The organism is Maccoyibacter intestinihominis, from assembly GCF_040096355.1.
GTDB lineage: Bacteria > Bacillota > Clostridia > Lachnospirales > Lachnospiraceae > Maccoyibacter > Maccoyibacter intestinihominis.
Map to the genome: position 1 here is coordinate 200275 of NZ_JBBMEX010000003.1, position 18179 is coordinate 218453.

The 18179-nt window shown below is 43.3% G+C and carries 17 protein-coding genes and 2 pseudogenes; 1 reads left to right on the forward strand and 18 read right to left on the reverse strand.

Annotation, left to right across the window (positions count from 1 at the left end; all coding sequences use genetic code 11):
* Positions 1-91 precede the first annotated feature (91 nt).
* The 12 genes from WMO43_RS04690 to tgt all read right to left on the reverse strand — a co-directional run bounded on the left by WMO43_RS04690 (position 92) and on the right by tgt (position 12821).
* Positions 92-382 (reverse strand): hypothetical protein, encoded by a 291-nt coding sequence (locus tag WMO43_RS04690; RefSeq protein ID WP_353530254.1) that lies wholly within the window; start codon positions 380-382, stop codon positions 92-94.
* Complete coding sequence (gene rsgA, locus WMO43_RS04695; protein ID WP_353530255.1) at positions 358-1302, reverse strand: ribosome small subunit-dependent GTPase A; 945 nt, start codon at positions 1300-1302, stop codon at positions 358-360. The genes WMO43_RS04690 and rsgA overlap by 25 nt, the downstream gene beginning before the upstream one ends.
* A gap of 32 nt (positions 1303-1334) precedes the next feature.
* On the reverse strand, positions 1335-1934 hold the full coding sequence (locus tag WMO43_RS04700; RefSeq protein ID WP_353530257.1) for a TetR/AcrR family transcriptional regulator: 600 nt from the start codon (positions 1932-1934) through the stop codon (positions 1335-1337).
* 167 nt (positions 1935-2101) lie between these two features.
* Positions 2102-2944, reverse strand: a complete 843-nt coding sequence (locus WMO43_RS04705; RefSeq protein WP_177962880.1) for a mechanosensitive ion channel family protein — start codon at positions 2942-2944, stop codon at positions 2102-2104.
* A gap of 14 nt (positions 2945-2958) precedes the next feature.
* The gene (locus WMO43_RS04710) at positions 2959-4215 is read right to left on the reverse strand and encodes a DUF1015 domain-containing protein (RefSeq protein ID WP_353530258.1); all 1257 of its coding nucleotides are present in this window, start codon (positions 4213-4215) and stop codon (positions 2959-2961) included.
* Positions 4216-4239: 24 nt separating this feature from the next.
* A complete protein-coding gene (locus tag WMO43_RS04715; protein ID WP_353530260.1) occupies positions 4240-5403 on the reverse strand; it encodes a phosphoglycerate dehydrogenase in 1164 nt (387 codons plus the stop codon).
* Entirely contained in the window at positions 5403-6485 is a 1083-nt protein-coding gene (gene serC / locus WMO43_RS04720; RefSeq protein ID WP_177962883.1) for a 3-phosphoserine/phosphohydroxythreonine transaminase, read from the reverse strand. Before serC ends, WMO43_RS04715 begins: the two co-directional genes overlap by 1 nt.
* 75 nt (positions 6486-6560) lie before the next feature.
* A complete protein-coding gene (gene ilvB, locus WMO43_RS04725) occupies positions 6561-8246 on the reverse strand; it encodes a biosynthetic-type acetolactate synthase large subunit (RefSeq protein ID WP_353530261.1) in 1686 nt (561 codons plus the stop codon).
* Positions 8247-8274: 28 nt separating this feature from the next.
* Positions 8275-9942, reverse strand: a complete 1668-nt coding sequence (gene ilvD, locus WMO43_RS04730) for a dihydroxy-acid dehydratase (protein ID WP_177962885.1) — start codon at positions 9940-9942, stop codon at positions 8275-8277.
* Between the two features lie 11 nt (positions 9943-9953).
* Positions 9954-11060, reverse strand: coding sequence for a 3-isopropylmalate dehydrogenase (gene leuB, locus WMO43_RS04735; RefSeq protein WP_177962886.1), 1107 nt, complete (start codon positions 11058-11060; stop codon positions 9954-9956).
* A gap of 197 nt (positions 11061-11257) precedes the next feature.
* On the reverse strand, positions 11258-11575 hold the full coding sequence (gene yajC / locus WMO43_RS04740; RefSeq protein ID WP_353530263.1) for a preprotein translocase subunit YajC: 318 nt from the start codon (positions 11573-11575) through the stop codon (positions 11258-11260).
* A 91-nt stretch (positions 11576-11666) separates the two neighbouring features.
* Positions 11667-12821 (reverse strand): tRNA guanosine(34) transglycosylase Tgt, encoded by a 1155-nt coding sequence (gene tgt, locus WMO43_RS04745; protein WP_177962888.1) that lies wholly within the window; start codon positions 12819-12821, stop codon positions 11667-11669.
* 130 nt (positions 12822-12951) lie between these two features.
* On the opposite strand from tgt, the gene aroC reads away from it, so the two are divergent.
* Positions 12952-14049, forward strand: a complete 1098-nt coding sequence (aroC, locus tag WMO43_RS04750) for a chorismate synthase (protein ID WP_177962889.1) — start codon at positions 12952-12954, stop codon at positions 14047-14049.
* 256 nt (positions 14050-14305) lie between these two features.
* Here aroC and WMO43_RS04755 read toward each other — a convergent pair whose 3' ends face one another.
* The 6 genes and pseudogenes from WMO43_RS04755 to WMO43_RS04780 form a co-directional block, all read right to left on the reverse strand.
* Positions 14306-14527: a 2Fe-2S iron-sulfur cluster-binding protein gene (locus WMO43_RS04755; RefSeq protein ID WP_177962890.1), complete on the reverse strand. Its 222-nt coding sequence runs from the start codon at positions 14525-14527 to the stop codon at positions 14306-14308.
* A gap of 286 nt (positions 14528-14813) precedes the next feature.
* Positions 14814-15467: a fructose-6-phosphate aldolase gene (gene fsa / locus WMO43_RS04760; protein ID WP_353530266.1), complete on the reverse strand. Its 654-nt coding sequence runs from the start codon at positions 15465-15467 to the stop codon at positions 14814-14816.
* Between the two features lie 73 nt (positions 15468-15540).
* Positions 15541-15693: pseudogene (locus WMO43_RS04765) on the reverse strand (amino acid ABC transporter ATP-binding protein); the annotation flags it as partial.
* Between the two features lie 180 nt (positions 15694-15873).
* Positions 15874-16113, reverse strand: coding sequence for an ABC transporter permease subunit (locus WMO43_RS04770; RefSeq protein WP_353530268.1), 240 nt, complete (start codon positions 16111-16113; stop codon positions 15874-15876).
* 37 nt (positions 16114-16150) lie between these two features.
* Positions 16151-16435 (reverse strand): annotated as a pseudogene (locus WMO43_RS04775) (amino acid ABC transporter substrate-binding protein); the annotation flags it as partial.
* A 400-nt stretch (positions 16436-16835) separates the two neighbouring features.
* Positions 16836-17612, reverse strand: coding sequence for a ZIP family metal transporter (locus tag WMO43_RS04780; RefSeq protein ID WP_353530269.1), 777 nt, complete (start codon positions 17610-17612; stop codon positions 16836-16838).
* Positions 17613-18179: the final 567 nt, after the last annotated feature.

Genomic DNA, 18179 nt, shown 5'->3' on the forward strand with positions numbered 1-18179 from the left:
GAAACCGCCTTTTGACACCCTAATTTATATTGATCATAGCAGAAAAGGAAATGCGTTGCCCTTTTCTTAGCTTACATTTCCTTTCTGATCCTTACATTTTTGTAAGATTATTCTTTTGCAGAACGATCTGAATAAAATTCAGGTATTTTCCACCGCCTGCTTCCATGGCTTTTCGGTCTCCAACGGCATATTCATTTTCCTGTTTCAGCCAGTCCTCCCAGACTTCTTCATTGGATTCCATCTCACGCACTTCAAGCACGGTTGCCCCCTTACATCTCTGTACCATGTCCCTCCAGTAAGGAACATCATGCATATAATCTAACTGTTCCGGTGTCCACGATAAGAGCAGCTCCTCTTCTAGTTTGATGGGATTTGGACCCATGATCTTTGACATCCATTCCTTTGTTTCATATTTTTTACTGCTACTTCTAAATAACTTTTGGCATGTTCCATGTAATCATTTTCTGTTTTCAGTTTCTGATAGGACTGCATTCTCTCTTTAGAAAGTGTTCCGTTTTTCAATGCCTTTTGCACCGCACATCCCGGTTCTACCGTATGCGTACAATCGCGAAAACGGCATTGCAGTGCCAGTTCTTCAATGTCCGAAAAAGTACGGTTGATACCGCTTTTCGCATCCCACATGCCAAGTTCACGCATTCCCGGTGTATCAATGACCATCCCGCCATCTGGTAAAAACAGCAGTTCCCGATGTGTCGTTGTATGCCGCCCTTTATCATCATTTCTGATGCCACCCGTTGCAAGACGTTCTTCTCTAAGCAGTCGGTTGACCAGCGTGGATTTTCCCACACCGGAAGAACCTAACAACGCTGCGGTTGTTCCCGCTGAAAGATAGGGCAGGATTTCTTCTATTCCAGCGGTCTCTAATGCCGTTGTTTTTATGATCCTGACACCGGGTGCTGCCTCCTGCACCGCGAGCAGTTTTTCTTCTATGTCCTTGCAGATATCTGACTTTGTCAGCACCACCACCGGTTTTGCACCGCTGTCCCATGCGATAGACAGATAACGTTCTAATCGCCGCACGTTAAAATCCTGATTCAATGCCATGCATAGGAATACAATATCAATGTTCGTGGCAACTAACTGTTCCTTTCGGTCGCTGCCTGCCGCTTTTCGCATGAACACGCTTTTTCTTGGAAGTACCTGATGGATCACTGCCTGGGTTCCTTCCCCGGTTTTCCCCGCCATCACAAAATCTCCGACTGCCGGAAAATCAGAAGAATGTGCTGCATCATTGCACACTTTTCGATCAGCTCCCAAAAGAGCCGGTTCTGTTTTTTTCATAATGCTTCTTTGTCCTCTTTTCTTACAATTTTTTACCATTCTTTACAAATGCTTTTCTCTAATTCTTTCAGCGCCTCTTGGAATTGCTTCTTTGCACTTTCCTTATCCTCTGCTCCGTCATAAACACTGTAAAAAAAGAACATTGTTGCATACAGACGAACCGCCTGAGCCCTTGCATTCCTGACTCCTGATGATGTAAACAGATCTGCCACATACTCCATTGGTCCTGCTACTAAATACTGCTGATACAGTTTTTGCATTTCCTCGGAACGAAACTGCTCTAAGGTCAACATTCTGCGAAATGACGCAGCAAACGTATCCTCCGTCCAATAGGTAAACTGCTCCTTACAATATGTAAAAAACTGTTCCATGGAAATGTCCTGATACTGCTCTTCCATTTCTTCTAAAGTTCCCTCTGGCATCTCACAGTTTCCTGCCTGCTCTGCATCTCTTTGTTCCATCCGTATTAAAATATGGTCAAAAATATCCCGTTTGTTCTTATAGTGTTTATATAATGCGCCTTTCGTCATTCCAAGCGCTCCTGCGATCTCACTGACGGAAACAGCCTCATAACCATTGCCTGCAAATAACTGTAAGGCAGTGGTCAAAATTGCTTCTTTCGTATCACCCATAAAATCACTCCTTTCTTGTAAACGATTGTTTACCTCTCTATTCTAGTAAACGTCCGTTCACTTATCAAAGATTTTTTTCCATACAAAAAACAGCTAACATCTTCCCTAACAAGAATAATGTTAACTGTCTTTCTTTTTCTATAATCCCATTCTAACGATGATCCACGCTAACTACGGATTGTCACATCCATCTGTGGATATGGAATCTCTATTTCATTTTCATCCAATGCGTATTTGATGTTTTCGTTCATACGCCATTTCGCATCCCAGTAATCCTCGGTCTTGACCCAGATACGGATGCCCATGATCACACAACTGTCTGCAAGCTCCGAAACAAACACCTTTGTCTCTTCTTCTAACAGACATGCCGGTTCATTTAAGATCACTTGATTTAGGACTTCTTTTGCCTGTCTGATATCTGCCTGATAGGAAATGCCGACAGTCAGATCCAGCCTGCGTTTCTCTGCGGCTGTTACGTTTGTCATACTGTTATTTGCCAGTGTTCCGTTTGGGATGACGATACTTTTATTGTCAATCGTTTTCAGTCTGGTATAAAAAAGGGAAATCTCTTCAACAGTTCCCTCATTTTTATTCGTATCCTCAATGACATAATCACCCACTTTAAAGGGTTTCATCAAAAGGATCATCACACCACCGGCAAAGTTCGAAAGGCTGCCCTGCAATGCCAGACCAAGTGTCAGTCCTGCGGAACCTAACACGGCTACGACCGATGCTGTCGTCACTCCAAAAAGTGTCAGTATGATGAAGATCAAAAGAACATAGAGTGCACCTTTGATAAAAGCATGGATAAACTGCTTCACGCCTTCATCAATTTCCTTACGGTCTGCCCAGCGTTTGTTCATCTTCAGGATTGCTTTGATGATCCTGCTGCCGATCAGATAGACGATCACTGCAAGCACTACATTAAAGCAGAAATCCAGCATATTCGGCAAAATCGACGCTATATAGTTCTTCAATAAGCCAATCTCTTGTTTATCTGCTGCTGTCATTGGTATCCTCCTGCCTAAATCTCATGGATAAACAGTCCGCTTCTAAGCTTTGGTTCAAACCAGGTAGATTTTGGCGGCATCAGCAATCCTGCATCTGCTACCGCAAACAGTTCTCCAATAGAGGTTGGATACATGGCAAACGCCACCGCACAGTCCGTATGTACTCTGCGCTCTAGCTCTTTCAGTCCGCGGATTCCTCCGATAAAATCAATCCGGTCATCCGTCTTAGGGTCCTTGATACCAAGTACCGGGTCTAAAAGCAGATCCTGTAATAGGGATACATCCAGTCCTTTGACCGGGTCAGGATTCTTGTCTGCCTCTTTCAAACGGCAAAGATACCATTTTTCTCCTAAGAACATACTATATTCGCCCTTTTGTTTCGGACGTAACTGCTCTTCGCTTTGGTCTGACGCATGTTCAATCTCAGATACGTCAAAAATTTCACATACTTTTGCAAGGAAATCTTCTTTGGACATACCATTCAAATCCTTTACCGCACGGTTGTAGTCCATGATCATCAACCGGTCATCCGGGAACAACACCGATAAGAAATAATTAAATTCCTCCTCACCGGTATAGTCAGGATTCGCTTCTCTTCGCATAAAACCGACTTTAACGGCAGAAGCGGCACGATGATGTCCGTCTGCAATGTAGATTTCGCCAATAGAAGAAAATGCCTGTTCTATCACAGCAATATCCGCGTCTTTGTCTATAACCCAGACACAATGGCGGATCCCATCATCTGCCACAAAATCATAGACCGGTGTGTCTGAAGATTTTACACGGTCAACTACTTCATTAATGCGCTTATTTGATCGGTACGCTAAAAAAATCGGTCCGGTCTGGGCATTACAGGTATCTACATGATGAATCCTGTCTGCTTCTTTTTCCGCTCTGGTATTCTCGTGCTTTTTGATCACACCGTTTGCATAATCATCTATCGATGCACAGGCGGTAATCCCCGTCTGTGTACGTCCATTCATGGTCAGCTCATAGATATAGTAGCATCGTTTTTTCTCCCGGATAAAATCTCCTTTTTCTACCATATCCCAGAGCAGATCATGTGCTTTCTGATAGACTCTCTCGTCATAGGTATCTACGGTATCGTCAAACTGTGTCTCTGCACGGTCGATATTTAAAAAACTCAGCGGATGGTTCGCTACTGCTGCTTTTGCCTCTTCTCTATTGTATACATCATAAGGAAGGGCTGCAATTTTATCTGCTTTTTCTTCGCTTGGGCGAATCGAAAAGAATGGTCGAATGACTGCCATTGGTTCCTCCGTTTGTTCTGATTGTTATTTGATGACTCTGACTTTTAATACACCGTCTAAAGCGGCTAACTGTCCTACGATTTCTTCTGTCACATTAGACTCTAAATCTAACAGTGAATATGCATAATCACCGCGGCTCTTATTCGTCATATCGGTAATGTTGATGTCTCCATCGCCTAAAATATTTGAGAATTTACCGATGATTCCCTTTTTATTCTTATGCAGAATTGCAATTCTGCCCGCCTGTGTACAGGCTCCCATGTTACAATTCGGGAAGTTTACGGAATTGCGGATATTTCCATTCTCTAAATAATCTTTGATTTCCTTTACTGCCATCACAGCACAGTTATCCTCAGATTCCTGTGTGGATGCTCCAAGATGTGGTGTTACGATACAACCCTTTTTGCCTGCTGTTATCGTATTTGGGAAGTCCGTGACATATTTTTTCACCTTGCCCTCTTCAATGGCAGTTAAGATTGCTTCCTCGTCTACTAAAAGATCTCTTGCAAAATTCAAAACCACAACGCCATCTTTCATCTGTGCAAAGGCTTCTTTATTTAACATTTTCTTTGTATCATCCAATAATGGAACATGAATGGTAATGAAATCACACGCACTGTAAATCTCTTCTACGGAATTAATGTGTTTTACATTCCGGGACAGGTTCCATGCTGCATTAACGGAAATAAACGGATCATATCCATAGACTTCCATGCCAAGATGTGTTGCTGCATTTGCCACACGCACACCGATCGCACCAAGGCCGATCACACCTAATTTTTTACCTGCAAGCTCATTTCCTGCAAAGGCTTTCTTTGCCTTCTCTGCATCCTTTTTCACATTCTCATTGTCTTTATTTTCCAGTACCCAGTCAATACCTCCGACAATATCACGAGATGCTAAGAGCATTCCTGCAAATACCAGTTCTTTTACGCCGTTTGCATTGGCTCCCGGTGTATTAAAAACAACAATTCCTTTGTCTGCACATTTTTCTAACGGAATATTGTTTACACCGGCACCGGCTCTTGCGATCGCTTCTAAGCCTTCCGGCAGCTCTAAGTCATGCATCGCTGCACTTCTTACTAAAACAGCCTGTGCGTCATTCAATTCCTCTGTTTTCTGATAATCTTCTGTAAATAGATCCAAACCTACTTCTGCGATTGGATTCAGGCAGTGATACTGATACATTATGCATTCTCCTCTTCAAATTTTTTCATAAATTCTACTAATTTTTCTACGCCCTCTTTTGGCATTGCATTGTAAATAGAAGCTCTCATACCGCCTACACTTCTGTGTCCTTTTAAGTTCTCAAATCCGGCTTTCTTTGCTTCTTCTACAAATTTTGCATCTAAGTCTTTGTCACCTGTTACAAATGGTACATTCATCAAAGAACGGTCTTCTTTTCTGACAGTTCCTTTGAATAATTTACTCTCATCTAAGAAATCGTAAAGAATCTTTGCTTTTTCTTCGTTTCTCTGCTTCATAACTTCAAGTCCGCCCATCTTCTTGAGCCATTTGAATACTTTTCCACAGATATAAATACCATATGCAGGTGGGGTGTTATAGAGTGAATCTGCATCTGCATGTGTCTTATAGGTCAACATGGTTGGTGTTCCCGGAAGAACATCCTCTGTAATTAAATCCTCACGAATGATTACAATGACAACTCCTGCCGGTCCGATATTCTTCTGAACACCGCCGTAAATAATGCCGTATTTGCTAACGTCTACCGGCTCGGAAAGGAAACAGGAGGATACGTCTGCTACTAAAGTCTTGCCCTTTGTATTTGGAAGTGTTTTGAACTTCGTTCCGTAAATGGTGTTGTTCTCGCAAATGTATACATAATCTGCATCTTCGGAAATCGGAAGATCGGAACAGTCCGGTATGTAGGAAAATGTCTCATCTTCTGAGGATGCGATCTTGTTGGCTTTTCCGTACTTAGATGCCTCCTGCCATGCTTTCTTTGCCCACTGACCGGTTACGATGTAGTCTGCAACTTTGTTTTTCATCAGATTCATCGGGATCATTGCGAACTGCTGGGATGCTCCGCCCTGTAAGAACAATACCTTATAGTTATCCGGAATGTTCATCAGTTCTCTTAAATCTGCCTCTGCCTCTTTGATGATCGTCTCAAATGCTTTGGAACGGTGGCTCATCTCCATCACGGACATGCCGGTTCCTCTGTAATCTAACATCTCGTCTGCTGCTTCTTTCAATACTTCTTCCGGTAATACTGCCGGACCTGCTGAAAAGTTATACACTCTGCTCATATTCGCTCCTCCTGCTCTCTTTGTCTTGTGAATTCTTTCACAATTATAGCTCACATGATAAAATTTATCAATGTCTTATCTTTCCTTTTTTTCTAGGTCTTCTTCTGTAAACACTTCGCTAATCGCTGCTCCCGGTGCAACCATTGGCCATACTTTATCATCACAATCAATGATCGCATCAATGACCACCGGTGTTTTCATGGTCAGTGCCTGCTTCATTGCCGCATCAAATTCCTCGCGGTTTGTCGCACGGATCCCGGTTGCTCCCATTGCTTCCGCCATTTTTACAAAATCCACTGCGTCATTTAAAACGGTTGCGGAATATCTCTGTTCATAGAACAGATCCTGCCACTGACGCACCATTCCAAGTACATGGTTATTGACCACTACCTGTATCAGCGGTAACTGCTCTCTGACTGCTGTTGCGATCTCATTCATATTCATGCGGAAACATCCGTCTCCCGCAATGTTGATAACTGTTTTTTCCGGATTTCCGATCTGTGCTCCGATCGCTGCTCCAAGTCCGTATCCCATGGTTCCAAGTCCACCGGATGTAATTAAGGTTCTCGGCTTGGAATATTTATAAAACTGTGCTGACCACATCTGATGCTGGCCTACTTCGGTAACAATGGTCGCATCTCCGTTGGTCAGTTCATAGATTTTTTCTATCATATATGGACCGCTGAGTCCCTGCGGATGATAGGTAAGCGGATACTGTTTCTTATATTCTAAGATATGTTCCATCCACTCTTTATGCTCCATCGGCTCAAGTCTTTCGTTCACTCTCTTTAAAATCTCACGGACATCGCCCATGACGCAGGCATCCACAACAATGTTTTTATTTACCTCTGCCGGATCTACGTCAAACTGCAAAATCTTTGCATGATGGGCAAATTTTTTGGCATTTCCGATGACACGGTCTGAAAAACGTACACCGATCGCGATCAGCAGATCACACTCGCTGACTCCGAGATTGGATGTCTTCGTTCCATGCATGCCAAGCATTCCCGTGTATCGTTCACCGGTTCCGTCATAGGCACCTTTTCCCATCAGGGTATCCGTAACCGGAGCATCTACTAATTCCACAAACTCTTTTAATTCCTCGCTTGCTTCTGAGATCACGGCTCCGCCACCTACAAATATGTATGGTTTTTTCGCATGTCTTATGTACGAAACTGCCTGTTCGATGTCTTCTTCTGTCATCTTCTGTGTCAGACGCTCCACCGGCTGTATTTCTTTTGCCTTATATTCGGTCTTTTGTGCCGTGATATCCTTTGGAATATCTACTAACACTGGTCCCGGTCTTCCGGTCTGTGCAATGCGGAATGCTCTTCGTATCACATCCGCTAACTCTTTGACATCTGTCACAATAAAATTGTGCTTTGTGATCGGTGTGGTAATTCCTGCAATATCGATCTCCTGAAAACTGTCTTTTCCAAGCAGTGGAACCGTTACATTACAGGTGATCGCCACCATCGGTACGGAATCCATATATGCGGTTGCAATTCCCGTGACAAGGTTCGTCGCTCCCGGCCCGCTTGTTGCAAAACAGACACCCACTTTTCCCGTACTTCTTGCATATCCGTCTGCTGCATGGGAAGCTCCCTGCTCATGGGAAGTTAAGACATGACGAATCTCATTTCTATGCTTATACAGCTCATCATACACATTTAAAATTGCTCCGCCCGGATATCCAAATATCGTATCTACGCCCTGTTCCTTCAGACATTCTATGACGATTTGTGCTCCTGTTAACTGCATGTTATCTAATCCCTCTCTTTCAGCTTCCCTATCTTGGTATCTCTAACACTGCTCCACGGTTTCCTGAGGTAACCATGGATGCATAACGTGCAAGATAACCGCTTGTAACTTTTGGCTCTCTTGGCTGCCATTTTGTTCTTCTTGCTTCTAATTCTTCTTCTGATACTTTAACATCTAACTTCATGTTTGGAATATCAATTGCGATGATATCGCCCTCTTCGATCAATGCGATCGGTCCACCGACTGCTGCCTCCGGTGAAACATGTCCGATGGATGCTCCACGGCTCGCACCGGAAAAACGTCCGTCTGTGATCAGTGCTACGGAAGATCCAAGTCCCATTCCTGCAATGGCGGAAGTCGGATTTAACATCTCTCTCATTCCAGGACCGCCCTTTGGTCCTTCATAACGGATGACTACCACATCGCCTGCTACGATCTTTCCACCCTTGATAGCGGCAATCGCATCCTCTTCACAGTCAAAGACTCTTGCCGGTCCTTCATGTACCATCATCTCTTCTGCTACGGCAGAACGTTTTACAACACCGCCGTCCGGTGCAAGATTTCCCTTTAAGACTGCTAATCCACCGGTCTTACTGTATGGATTGTCCAGCGGACGGATAACGGATGTATCTTTATTCTCCACACCTTTAATGTTTTCTCCTACGGTTTTTCCTGTTACTGTCATGCAGTCCAGATGTAGTAATCCTAATTCGGACAACTCATTCATCACCGCATAGACACCACCTGCTTCGTTTAAATCCTCCATATATGTCGGGCCTGCCGGTGCAAGATGACAGAGGTTTGGAGTCTTTTCACTGATTTCATTTGCAAAAGATATATCAAAGTCAAAGCCGACCTCATGCGCAATCGCCGGAAGGTGCAGCATACTGTTCGTGGAACATCCAAGTGCCATATCTACCGTCAATGCATTTAAGATTGCGTCTTTTGTCATAATATCTCTTGGACGGATATCTTTTTTATACATTTCCATGACTGCCATTCCTGCATGTTTTGCAAGACGGATTCTCTCGGAATATACTGCAGGGATCGTTCCGTTGCCCTGTAAGCCCATTCCAAGGGCTTCTGTTAAGCAGTTCATGGAGTTTGCCGTATACATACCGGAACAGGAGCCACAGGTTGGACATACCTTTTCCTCATATTCGCATACATCCTCTTCACTCATGGTTCCTGCTGCATAAGAGCCGACTGCCTCAAACATGGAAGAAAGGCTGCGTTTTTTTCCTTTCACATGACCTGCTAACATTGGTCCACCGGACACAAATACGGTCGGTACATTGACTCTGGCTGCTGCCATCAAAAGTCCCGGTACGTTTTTATCACAGTTTGGCACCATGACCAGTGCATCAAACTGGTGTGCTAATGCCATACACTCGGTAGAATCACAGATCAGATCCCTTGTGACTAAGGAATATTTCATACCGATATGTCCCATGGCAATTCCGTCACAGACTGCAATGGCAGGAAATACAACCGGTACTCCGCCTGCTTCTGCAACACCCATTTTTACGGCATTTACAATTTTATCCAGGTTCATATGTCCCGGAACGATCTCATTATAGGAGCTGACAATACCTACTAACGGTTTGTCCATTTCTTCTTTTGTAAATCCCAGTGCATTAAATAAAGAACGGTGTGGTGCCTGCTGCATCCCTTTTTTTACGTTATCACTTTTCATATCTATTCTCCTTATTTCTGTATTCTCTCACAGATCAGATCACCCATTTTAGAGGTACCTACCTGTGTCACTTCTCCTGCGCGCTCTGCCTCCTGCGGCATAATGTCGATCGTGCGGTATTTGTCTTTTAACACCTGTTTTACAGCATTTTCCACTGCATCTGCTTCTGCATCTAAATCAAAGGAATAACGAAGCATCATAGCCGCACTTAAGATCGTTGCGATCGGATTTGCAATTCCTTTTCCTGCAATATCCGGTGCTGAACCGCCGCTTGGCTCATAAAGTCCGAATTTTGTCTCATTTAAACTTGCAGAGGATAACATTCCGATCGAACCGGTCACCATGCTTGCTTCATCGGATAAAATATCTCCAAACATATTCTCTGTTAAGATCACATCAAACTGTGCCGGGTCTTTGACAAGCTGCATCGCACAGTTATCCACTAACATATGCTCATAGGACACTTCCGGATAGTCCTTTGCCACTTCCTCTACCACTTTTCTCCAAAGTCTCGAAGAATCTAACACATTTGCTTTGTCCACGCTGGTTACTTTTTTTCTACGCTTCATTGCAATGTCAAAACCACGGACTGCAATTCTTCGAATCTCATTCTCATTATATGTAAGGGTATCTACGGCTGTCATGACTCCGTTACGCTCTTCGGTCACACGGTCTCCAAAGTAGAGTCCTCCGGTCAGTTCCCTCATGATCATCATATCAAAGCCGTCCCCGATAATGTCCTCCCGCAACGGGCATGCCTCTTTTAATTCTTCATACAGGTATGCAGGTCTTAAATTTGCAAAAAGATTCAATGCTTTTCTCAATTTAAGTAAGCCTGCCTCCGGTCTTAAATTTGGCGGGAGCGTGTACCATGGTGAAGTGCTGGTATTGCCACCGATGGAACCCATCAATACTGCATCTGACGCTTTTGCTGCTTCGATCGCCTCATCTGTCAACGGTACTCCGGTTGCATCTATGGAGCATCCGCCCATTAAAATTTCTTCATACTCGAATTCATGTCCGAATTCGCTTCCTACTTTATCTAATACTTTTTTTGCTTCTTTTACGATTTCCGGTCCGATCCCGTCACCGGAAATGACTCCCACTCGAAATTTCATTGCCGTACTACCTCCTGTGCTATTTTAATACTTCATAATATCATAGTATATTTAGGATTTGATTTCAACATGAATTGTTATTATTCTTTTTTATGTATTCTATAACTGTATGGAATAGAAAGTAAAAAGCAGAACAGCCTTCCTACGAAAACTGGTCTGCTTTCCATTGTCTAACATCCTGTCAGCATGTCCGCTCTTTATTTGGACTCTTCTACTGCATCGTCCGGTTTTTCTACGGCTGAAATTGCTGCTTTCTGAGCAGGGATACGGCAGTTCTTATTGTTACCAAACTCGATGATCACTGTGTCATCATTGATGTCAATAACGGTTCCGTAGAATCCGCTGGTAGTAAGAACAGTATCTCCGATTGCTAAATCTGCACGCATTGCTTCTTTTCTCTTCTGCTCCTGTTTCTGTGGACGAGCCATGAAGAAATACATGAATCCGAATAATACAATAATCCAAAGAAGCATTCCGATTGTGCCGCCTGCTTTACTCATTGCTAAAATATACATATTTTTTCCTCCTAAATCTCTAACTCACTTTCCCTATTGTACCTAAAAAATCCTTTTTCATCAATACTTTTTCCCATTATTCTCAAACTTTTTACAGATCTCCCTTGCTGATGCCGGACGTAAGCTGTCCCATACCATATAATTTTTCTTCTTTGTACGACTGATATGCCCCTTTTTCGATCGCATCCCGGATCTCTTCCATCATGGTATTGTAAAAATAAAGGTTGTGCAGAACGCAAAGACGCATTCCTAACATCTCCTTTGCCTTTAACAGATGACGGATGTATGCTCTTGAATATCGTCTGCATGCTGGGCACTGGCATCCCTCTTCGATCGGACGCATATCTTTTTCATACTTCTTATTAAAGAGATTGATCTTTCCCTGATTCGTATAAAGGTGTCCGTGCCGTCCGTTTCTGGTCGGATAAACACAGTCAAAGAAGTCAACGCCTCTTTCTACCCCTTCTAAAATATTTGCCGGTGTTCCAACGCCCATCAGATAAGTCGGTTTTTCTACCGGAAGATGCGGTACAACGGCTTCAATGATGTGATACATCTCTTCATGGCTCTCACCAACCGCAAGTCCGCCGATCGCATAACCGTCTAAATCCATCTCTGCGATCCGCTTTGCATGGTCAATACGGATATCCTCAAAAATGGCTCCCTGATTAATCCCAAAAAGCATCTGGTTTTTATTGATGGTATCTTCTAAGGAATTTAAGCGTGCCATTTCTTTTTTGCAGCGTTCTAACCAGCGGGTTGTCCGTGCCACGGAATTTTCCACATAAGAGCGTTCTGCCACACTACTTGGGCACTCATCAAATGCCATGGCGATCGTGGAAGCGAGATTGGACTGGATCTGCATACTCTCCTCCGGTCCCATAAAAATTTTTCTGCCGTCCACATGGGAATGGAAATAAACGCCTTCTTCTTTAATCTTTCGTAAGGTTGCTAAAGAAAACACCTGAAATCCGCCGGAATCCGTTAAGATTGGCTTGTCCCATACCATAAATTTATGCAGTCCGCCTAATTCTTTGATCAGCTGATCTCCCGGACGCACATGCAGATGATAGGTATTTGACAACTCTACCTGTGTCTTTATCTGTTCTAAATCTTCCGTAGAAACAGCCCCTTTAATGGCTGCCACGGTTCCAACATTCATAAATACCGGGGTCTGGATGACACCATGCACGGTATGAAATTCTCCCCGCTTTGCATTTCCATCTTTTTTGATCAATTTATACATATCTGTTCTCCTCTTGTCTGTTGCTCTATTATAACCTTTAGAAATAAAAATGTACAGTCCGATACGCATTGCAAACTTTTTTTCTCTCTGCTACAATAAAGCCAGACTATAAAAAGGAGACTTTACATATATGGCAGGTTCAACATTTGGAAAGCAATTTAAGATCACTACCTGGGGAGAATCCCACGGAGCCGGTGTCGGTGTTGTCATCGACGGCTGTCCGGCAGGACTTTCTTTGAGCAGTGAGGATATCCAGCTTTATTTAAATAGAAGAAAACCCGGACAATCCCGGTTTACGACCCCCAGGAAGGAAGATGATGCGGTAGAGATCCTCTCTGGTGTCTTTGAAGGAAAAACCACCGGAACTCCGATTTCTCTCGTTGTATACAACTGCAACCAGAAATCCAAAGATTACAGCGAAATTGCTGCCTGCTACCGTCCCGGACATGCGGACTATACCTTTGACGCAAAATACGGTTTCCGCGATTACCGCGGAGGTGGCCGTTCCTCCGGACGTGAAACGATCGGAAGGGTTGCTGCCGGTGCTGTTGCCGCAAAGATCTTAAAAGAACTCGGCATTAACCTGACCGCTTATACCAAATCCATCGGCGACATCTCCATTTCTACTTTAGATTTAGCAGAAATTGCAAATAATGCACTCTATATGCCGGATGCGGACGCTGCCGCAAAAGCATCTGCTTACTTAGACACCTGTATGCAGGAGCATGACTCTTCCGGCGGTGTGATCGAATGTATTATTGATGGTATGCCTGCCGGAATCGGGGAACCTGTTTTTGATAAACTCGATGCAGATCTTGCAAAAGCCATTTTTTCTATCGGTGCCGTAAAAGGCTTTGAGATCGGGGATGGATTCTTAACTTCTTTTGCAAAGGGAAGTGAAAACAATGATGCTTTTTTCTATGATGAAAACGGAAATGTATGTAAAAAGACGAATCATGCCGGCGGTATCTTAGGCGGCATGAGCGATGGTGCTCCGATCGTGCTTCGTGCGGCAGTCAAGCCGACTCCTTCGATCTTTAAAGCCCAGCAGACGGTAAACCGTTCCGGCGAAAACATCACTCTAGAGATCAAGGGCCGGCATGATCCTGTCATTGTACCAAGAGCCGTCGTAGTAGTAGAATCTATGGCAGCTTTGGTTCTTGTCGATGCCCTGATGGAAAATATGAGTTCCAGACTAGAGCATATGATTGAATTTTATAACTCCTGAAGTTTTTTGACGCATCTGTCCATTCGACTGTGGTTTTACAGCACAGCGAATGCCGGATGCCGTAAACTGGCAATCGTATCCGCAAGGATGACTTTATCGTTTCGGACTCCTTTCGTTCCCAAGCGTAATAGCAATACCCTTTTGGGCTATACTGAAAAAAGAAACACTTTTTTAAATGCTTCCTTTTCTAATCGTCTTACTCTATCTATCTTCTGTTCTATACATCCTTTGATCTTACAATGATTTCACACGCGTCCTATCGCACGGTGGGAACTTCCATTGTCAGATCAGACAGCGGGAATGTTACACACGGATGGATATATCCGAATTTTTTATCCGCCTCACGCCGTCCGTCTACGGATGTCGGCATATAGACATCTCCTGCTACCAGTCGGGAATGACACCAGCCACATTCTCCGCTTCGACAGTGTGACGGTGCTGCGATTCCATTTTTATAACTATGTGAACTTCTTAACAATTAAATTTTATTAGGAAATACAGCACTTTACAATTGACACAATCACTAATATTCTCTCTTTATAATTTATGGTCTTGGTCAGACCAAATTTTTCTTAGATTTTCTTATGTTCGTACAACGGAACAAAACAGACCCGGCTTTGGGCAATTTGCAATCAAAAAACTTGAAACCACCTTTTGACACCCTAATCCCATAGCACAAAAAAATCAGGGAATCCTTTCGATCTCGGTTTGGATTCCCTGATTTCTGTCATTCCTTATGTAATTTTTAATATATATCTCTAAATCTAGTCGTGAAATACTGCCTGATAGTCTTTCACAAATTTTTCGATTCCGGCATCTGTCAGCGGATGCTTGGTCATTGCCTCTAACACGGAATATGGCACGGTTGCGATGTCTGCTCCTGCCATTGCACAATCTGTTACATGGATCGGATTGCGGATACTTGCTGCAATGATCTCCGTATGGATATCTCCTGCCTTAAAAATCTGCACGATATCTTTTACCAGATTGATACCGGCAACCGAAATATCATCGAGTCTTCCCAAAAATGGGGAAACATAAGCAGCACCTGCTCTTGCTGCAAGCAATGCCTGATTTGCCGTAAAGATCAGGGTAACATTGATTTTGATTCCTTCACTGGATAATACTTTTGTTGCTTTTAAACCTTCCACGGTCATTGGAATCTTCACGACCATATTCGGATGGATGGCTGCAATCTCGCGTCCTTCTGCGATCATGCCCTCTGCATCCTGTGTCGTTGCTTTGACTTCACCGCTGATCGGTCCGTCCACGATAGAAGCGATTTCTGCGATCACCTCGTTAAAATCCCTTCCTTCTTTTGCGATCAGGGACGGATTCGTGGTCACACCGCAGATGACTCCCATATCGTTTGCTTTTTTAATGTCTTCTACTTTTGCTGTATCTAAGAAAAATTTCATCGGTTCTCCTCCTGTGCTTTTCTTTCTAAAAGTATATCCCTCTTAGCCGACAGATGCAACCGTTCTTACCATATTATTCAAAGGAGAACACATTTAAAAACTGTTTTGCTCTTTCTGTCTTCGGATGTTCAAAGAATTCCTTCGGTTCATTTTCCTCTACGATCTGTCCTCCATCCATAAAGATCACACGGTCTGCTACTGCTTTTGCAAACTGCATTTCATGCTTAGTTTTTACGGTCATCAGAGAACCGACCACGATGCCCAACGGCATACTGATCGCAATCGAAACCAGGCTGATCTGTACGGCAACGCCCACTCCCTGTAACAGCCGAAGCATATTGCTTCCTTTTAATAGAACATCAATCCCCAAATCCGGCACGACGCAACCTCCTTTCGAGTAAGCTGCCTAAAACAGATACCGGCAGCAATAAATGAAAAACAATTGAACCAGCAGAGGGGTATTTCTGCTGAGTTCAATATATACTGCTACGATCTGTCTTACCACCGGAATCCTGTGGTATTGCACCATTGCACAGGCAAATCCGACAAGAATTGCGAAAGCAATTCCAAGCAGTCCTATTCTGACTGTGAGAACTGTCGCTTTTTCATACAAGGGCAGATATTCCACGATAAATTCCCAATTCATGTAACTGCTCTCTTCTTCCTGTTTCTAAATTCTCCTGTTATTTGGTCTCTCCGCCTTCTACAACAAGACTGTCTTCATATTCTGGGCCATAAGTATCTTTTCCTTTGGTGACTGCAGGCGCAATACTGTCATTGCTTCCAAGAGAAGGGATTCCTACCGTATAGCCTTTGTTCTGAAGTGAAAAAGCAATTACTTCTGTATTGTCATTTGCCCATGCAACAGAGGTTCCATTCTCAAATGCCTCTTTTGCTGTTGCATAGGAGTCAAATTTCTGAAGCGGGATATCCGGATAATTTTTGATCAGATAAGTGCTAACGCTGCTACAACAATTTTCTTTACTTTTAAATTCTTCATTTTGATTCTTGTTTATCATTCTGTTTTATATCTGTATATAGTGTCTGCTTTCCATACATTTTTGTGCACAGATAAATTGCTCTGCAATTATTTTGCATAAAAATGCCCGGGCTTTACTCCCGGGCAAATGGCATCTCTATCAACAATCCGTCCTATCCGGGTACAGCACAACACATGTCGAAGCACCCTGCCATATTACTTGCCCGGGAGTATTGCATTCGACAGCAACAACACGCATATTCCATTGAAACCACATAGAACTTTCTCATCGTAGTACGCCTCCATTTCCTAACTGATAAATCAGATTATAATATTTATTTCATAGTATATCAATAGGTTTTATGGGATTTATTTTTTTACCTATTTCTTTATCCTAATGCAACATCTAAAACCATCATGACACTGAACCCAAGTGCAAAGCACACGGTTCCTATATTCGAGTGTGTCCCCTGTGACATCTCCGGGATCAATTCCTCTACTACCACATAGAGCATCGCTCCTGCTGCAAAACTCAACAGATACGGAAGTGCCGGAACGATCAGGCTTGCTGCAAGGATCGTAAGCACTGCCCCTATCGGTTCTACGATTCCGGACAATACGCCACCTAAAAATGCTTTTGACTTTTTCATGCCCTCTGCACGAAGTGGCATGGATATAATAGCTCCCTCCGGCAGATTCTGGATTGCAATTCCCAGTGCTAGTGCAAATGCTCCTGCCGCAGTAATTTTTGCATTTCCGGAAAGATATCCGGCATAGACAACTCCTACTGCCATTCCTTCCGGGATGTTATGCAATGTAACGGCAAGTATCATCATAGTTGTACGCTTAAGCTGACTCTTCGGTCCTTCTGCCTTTTCACTCTTCTGATGCAGATGTGGGATCACAGTATCCAACATCAGCAAAAACATCATTCCTGCCCAAAATCCGACAGTCGCCGGTACAAATGACCATTTCCCCATCTCTGAAGATTGATCAATCGCCGGAATTAAAAGGCTCCAGATGGATGCAGCCACCATGACTCCTGCCGCAAATCCGGTCAATGCCCTTTGTAACATATCACTCAATGATTTTCTCATAAAAAATACAAACGCAGCTCCTAAGGATGTTCCAAAAAACGGTATCAGTATTCCAATGATTACTTTCATGCTTCTGTCTCCTTTCTTCGGTTAGTTGTAGCTAACCTTTGTTTATTATACTAGATTTTCTTGTCTTTGTCCACCGGACAATCCCGGGTTCGTTTTATGCCTTCTGCTTTGGCTTCCGTTTCTGTTTTAAAATCCCCTACTACTTTCTGCGCCATCTCACAGATCTTTATTTACTTCCTATAATATGCAAAAATTCTCTGGTAGTTCTATATCCAACTGCTCGAACCTTTATTTTCTTTCACGATCACTTATCAGCTTTCCGAATGCCTGTTCCAAATCTTTCCCTTCCTGCCAGTCTCCTCCTATTGAATAAATATTACGATATTGTTACAATTCTTTTGTCAGCTGATACAAATACATTTCAAATAAGGAGGACGAAACTATGTGTTTAAAATTCAATAGCTGTTCCGAGTTATTTAACGCAATCTGCAAATATTTTAACCTCGGTTGTTAATGGATCATAGAACAGCCCCGGCGTATGCCGGGGCTACAGACTGTAGACAAAGCGCTCCGAGAAATCATGTTTCTCGGAGCCTTTTTCTATCACTATAAAGATGTTTGGGTTTA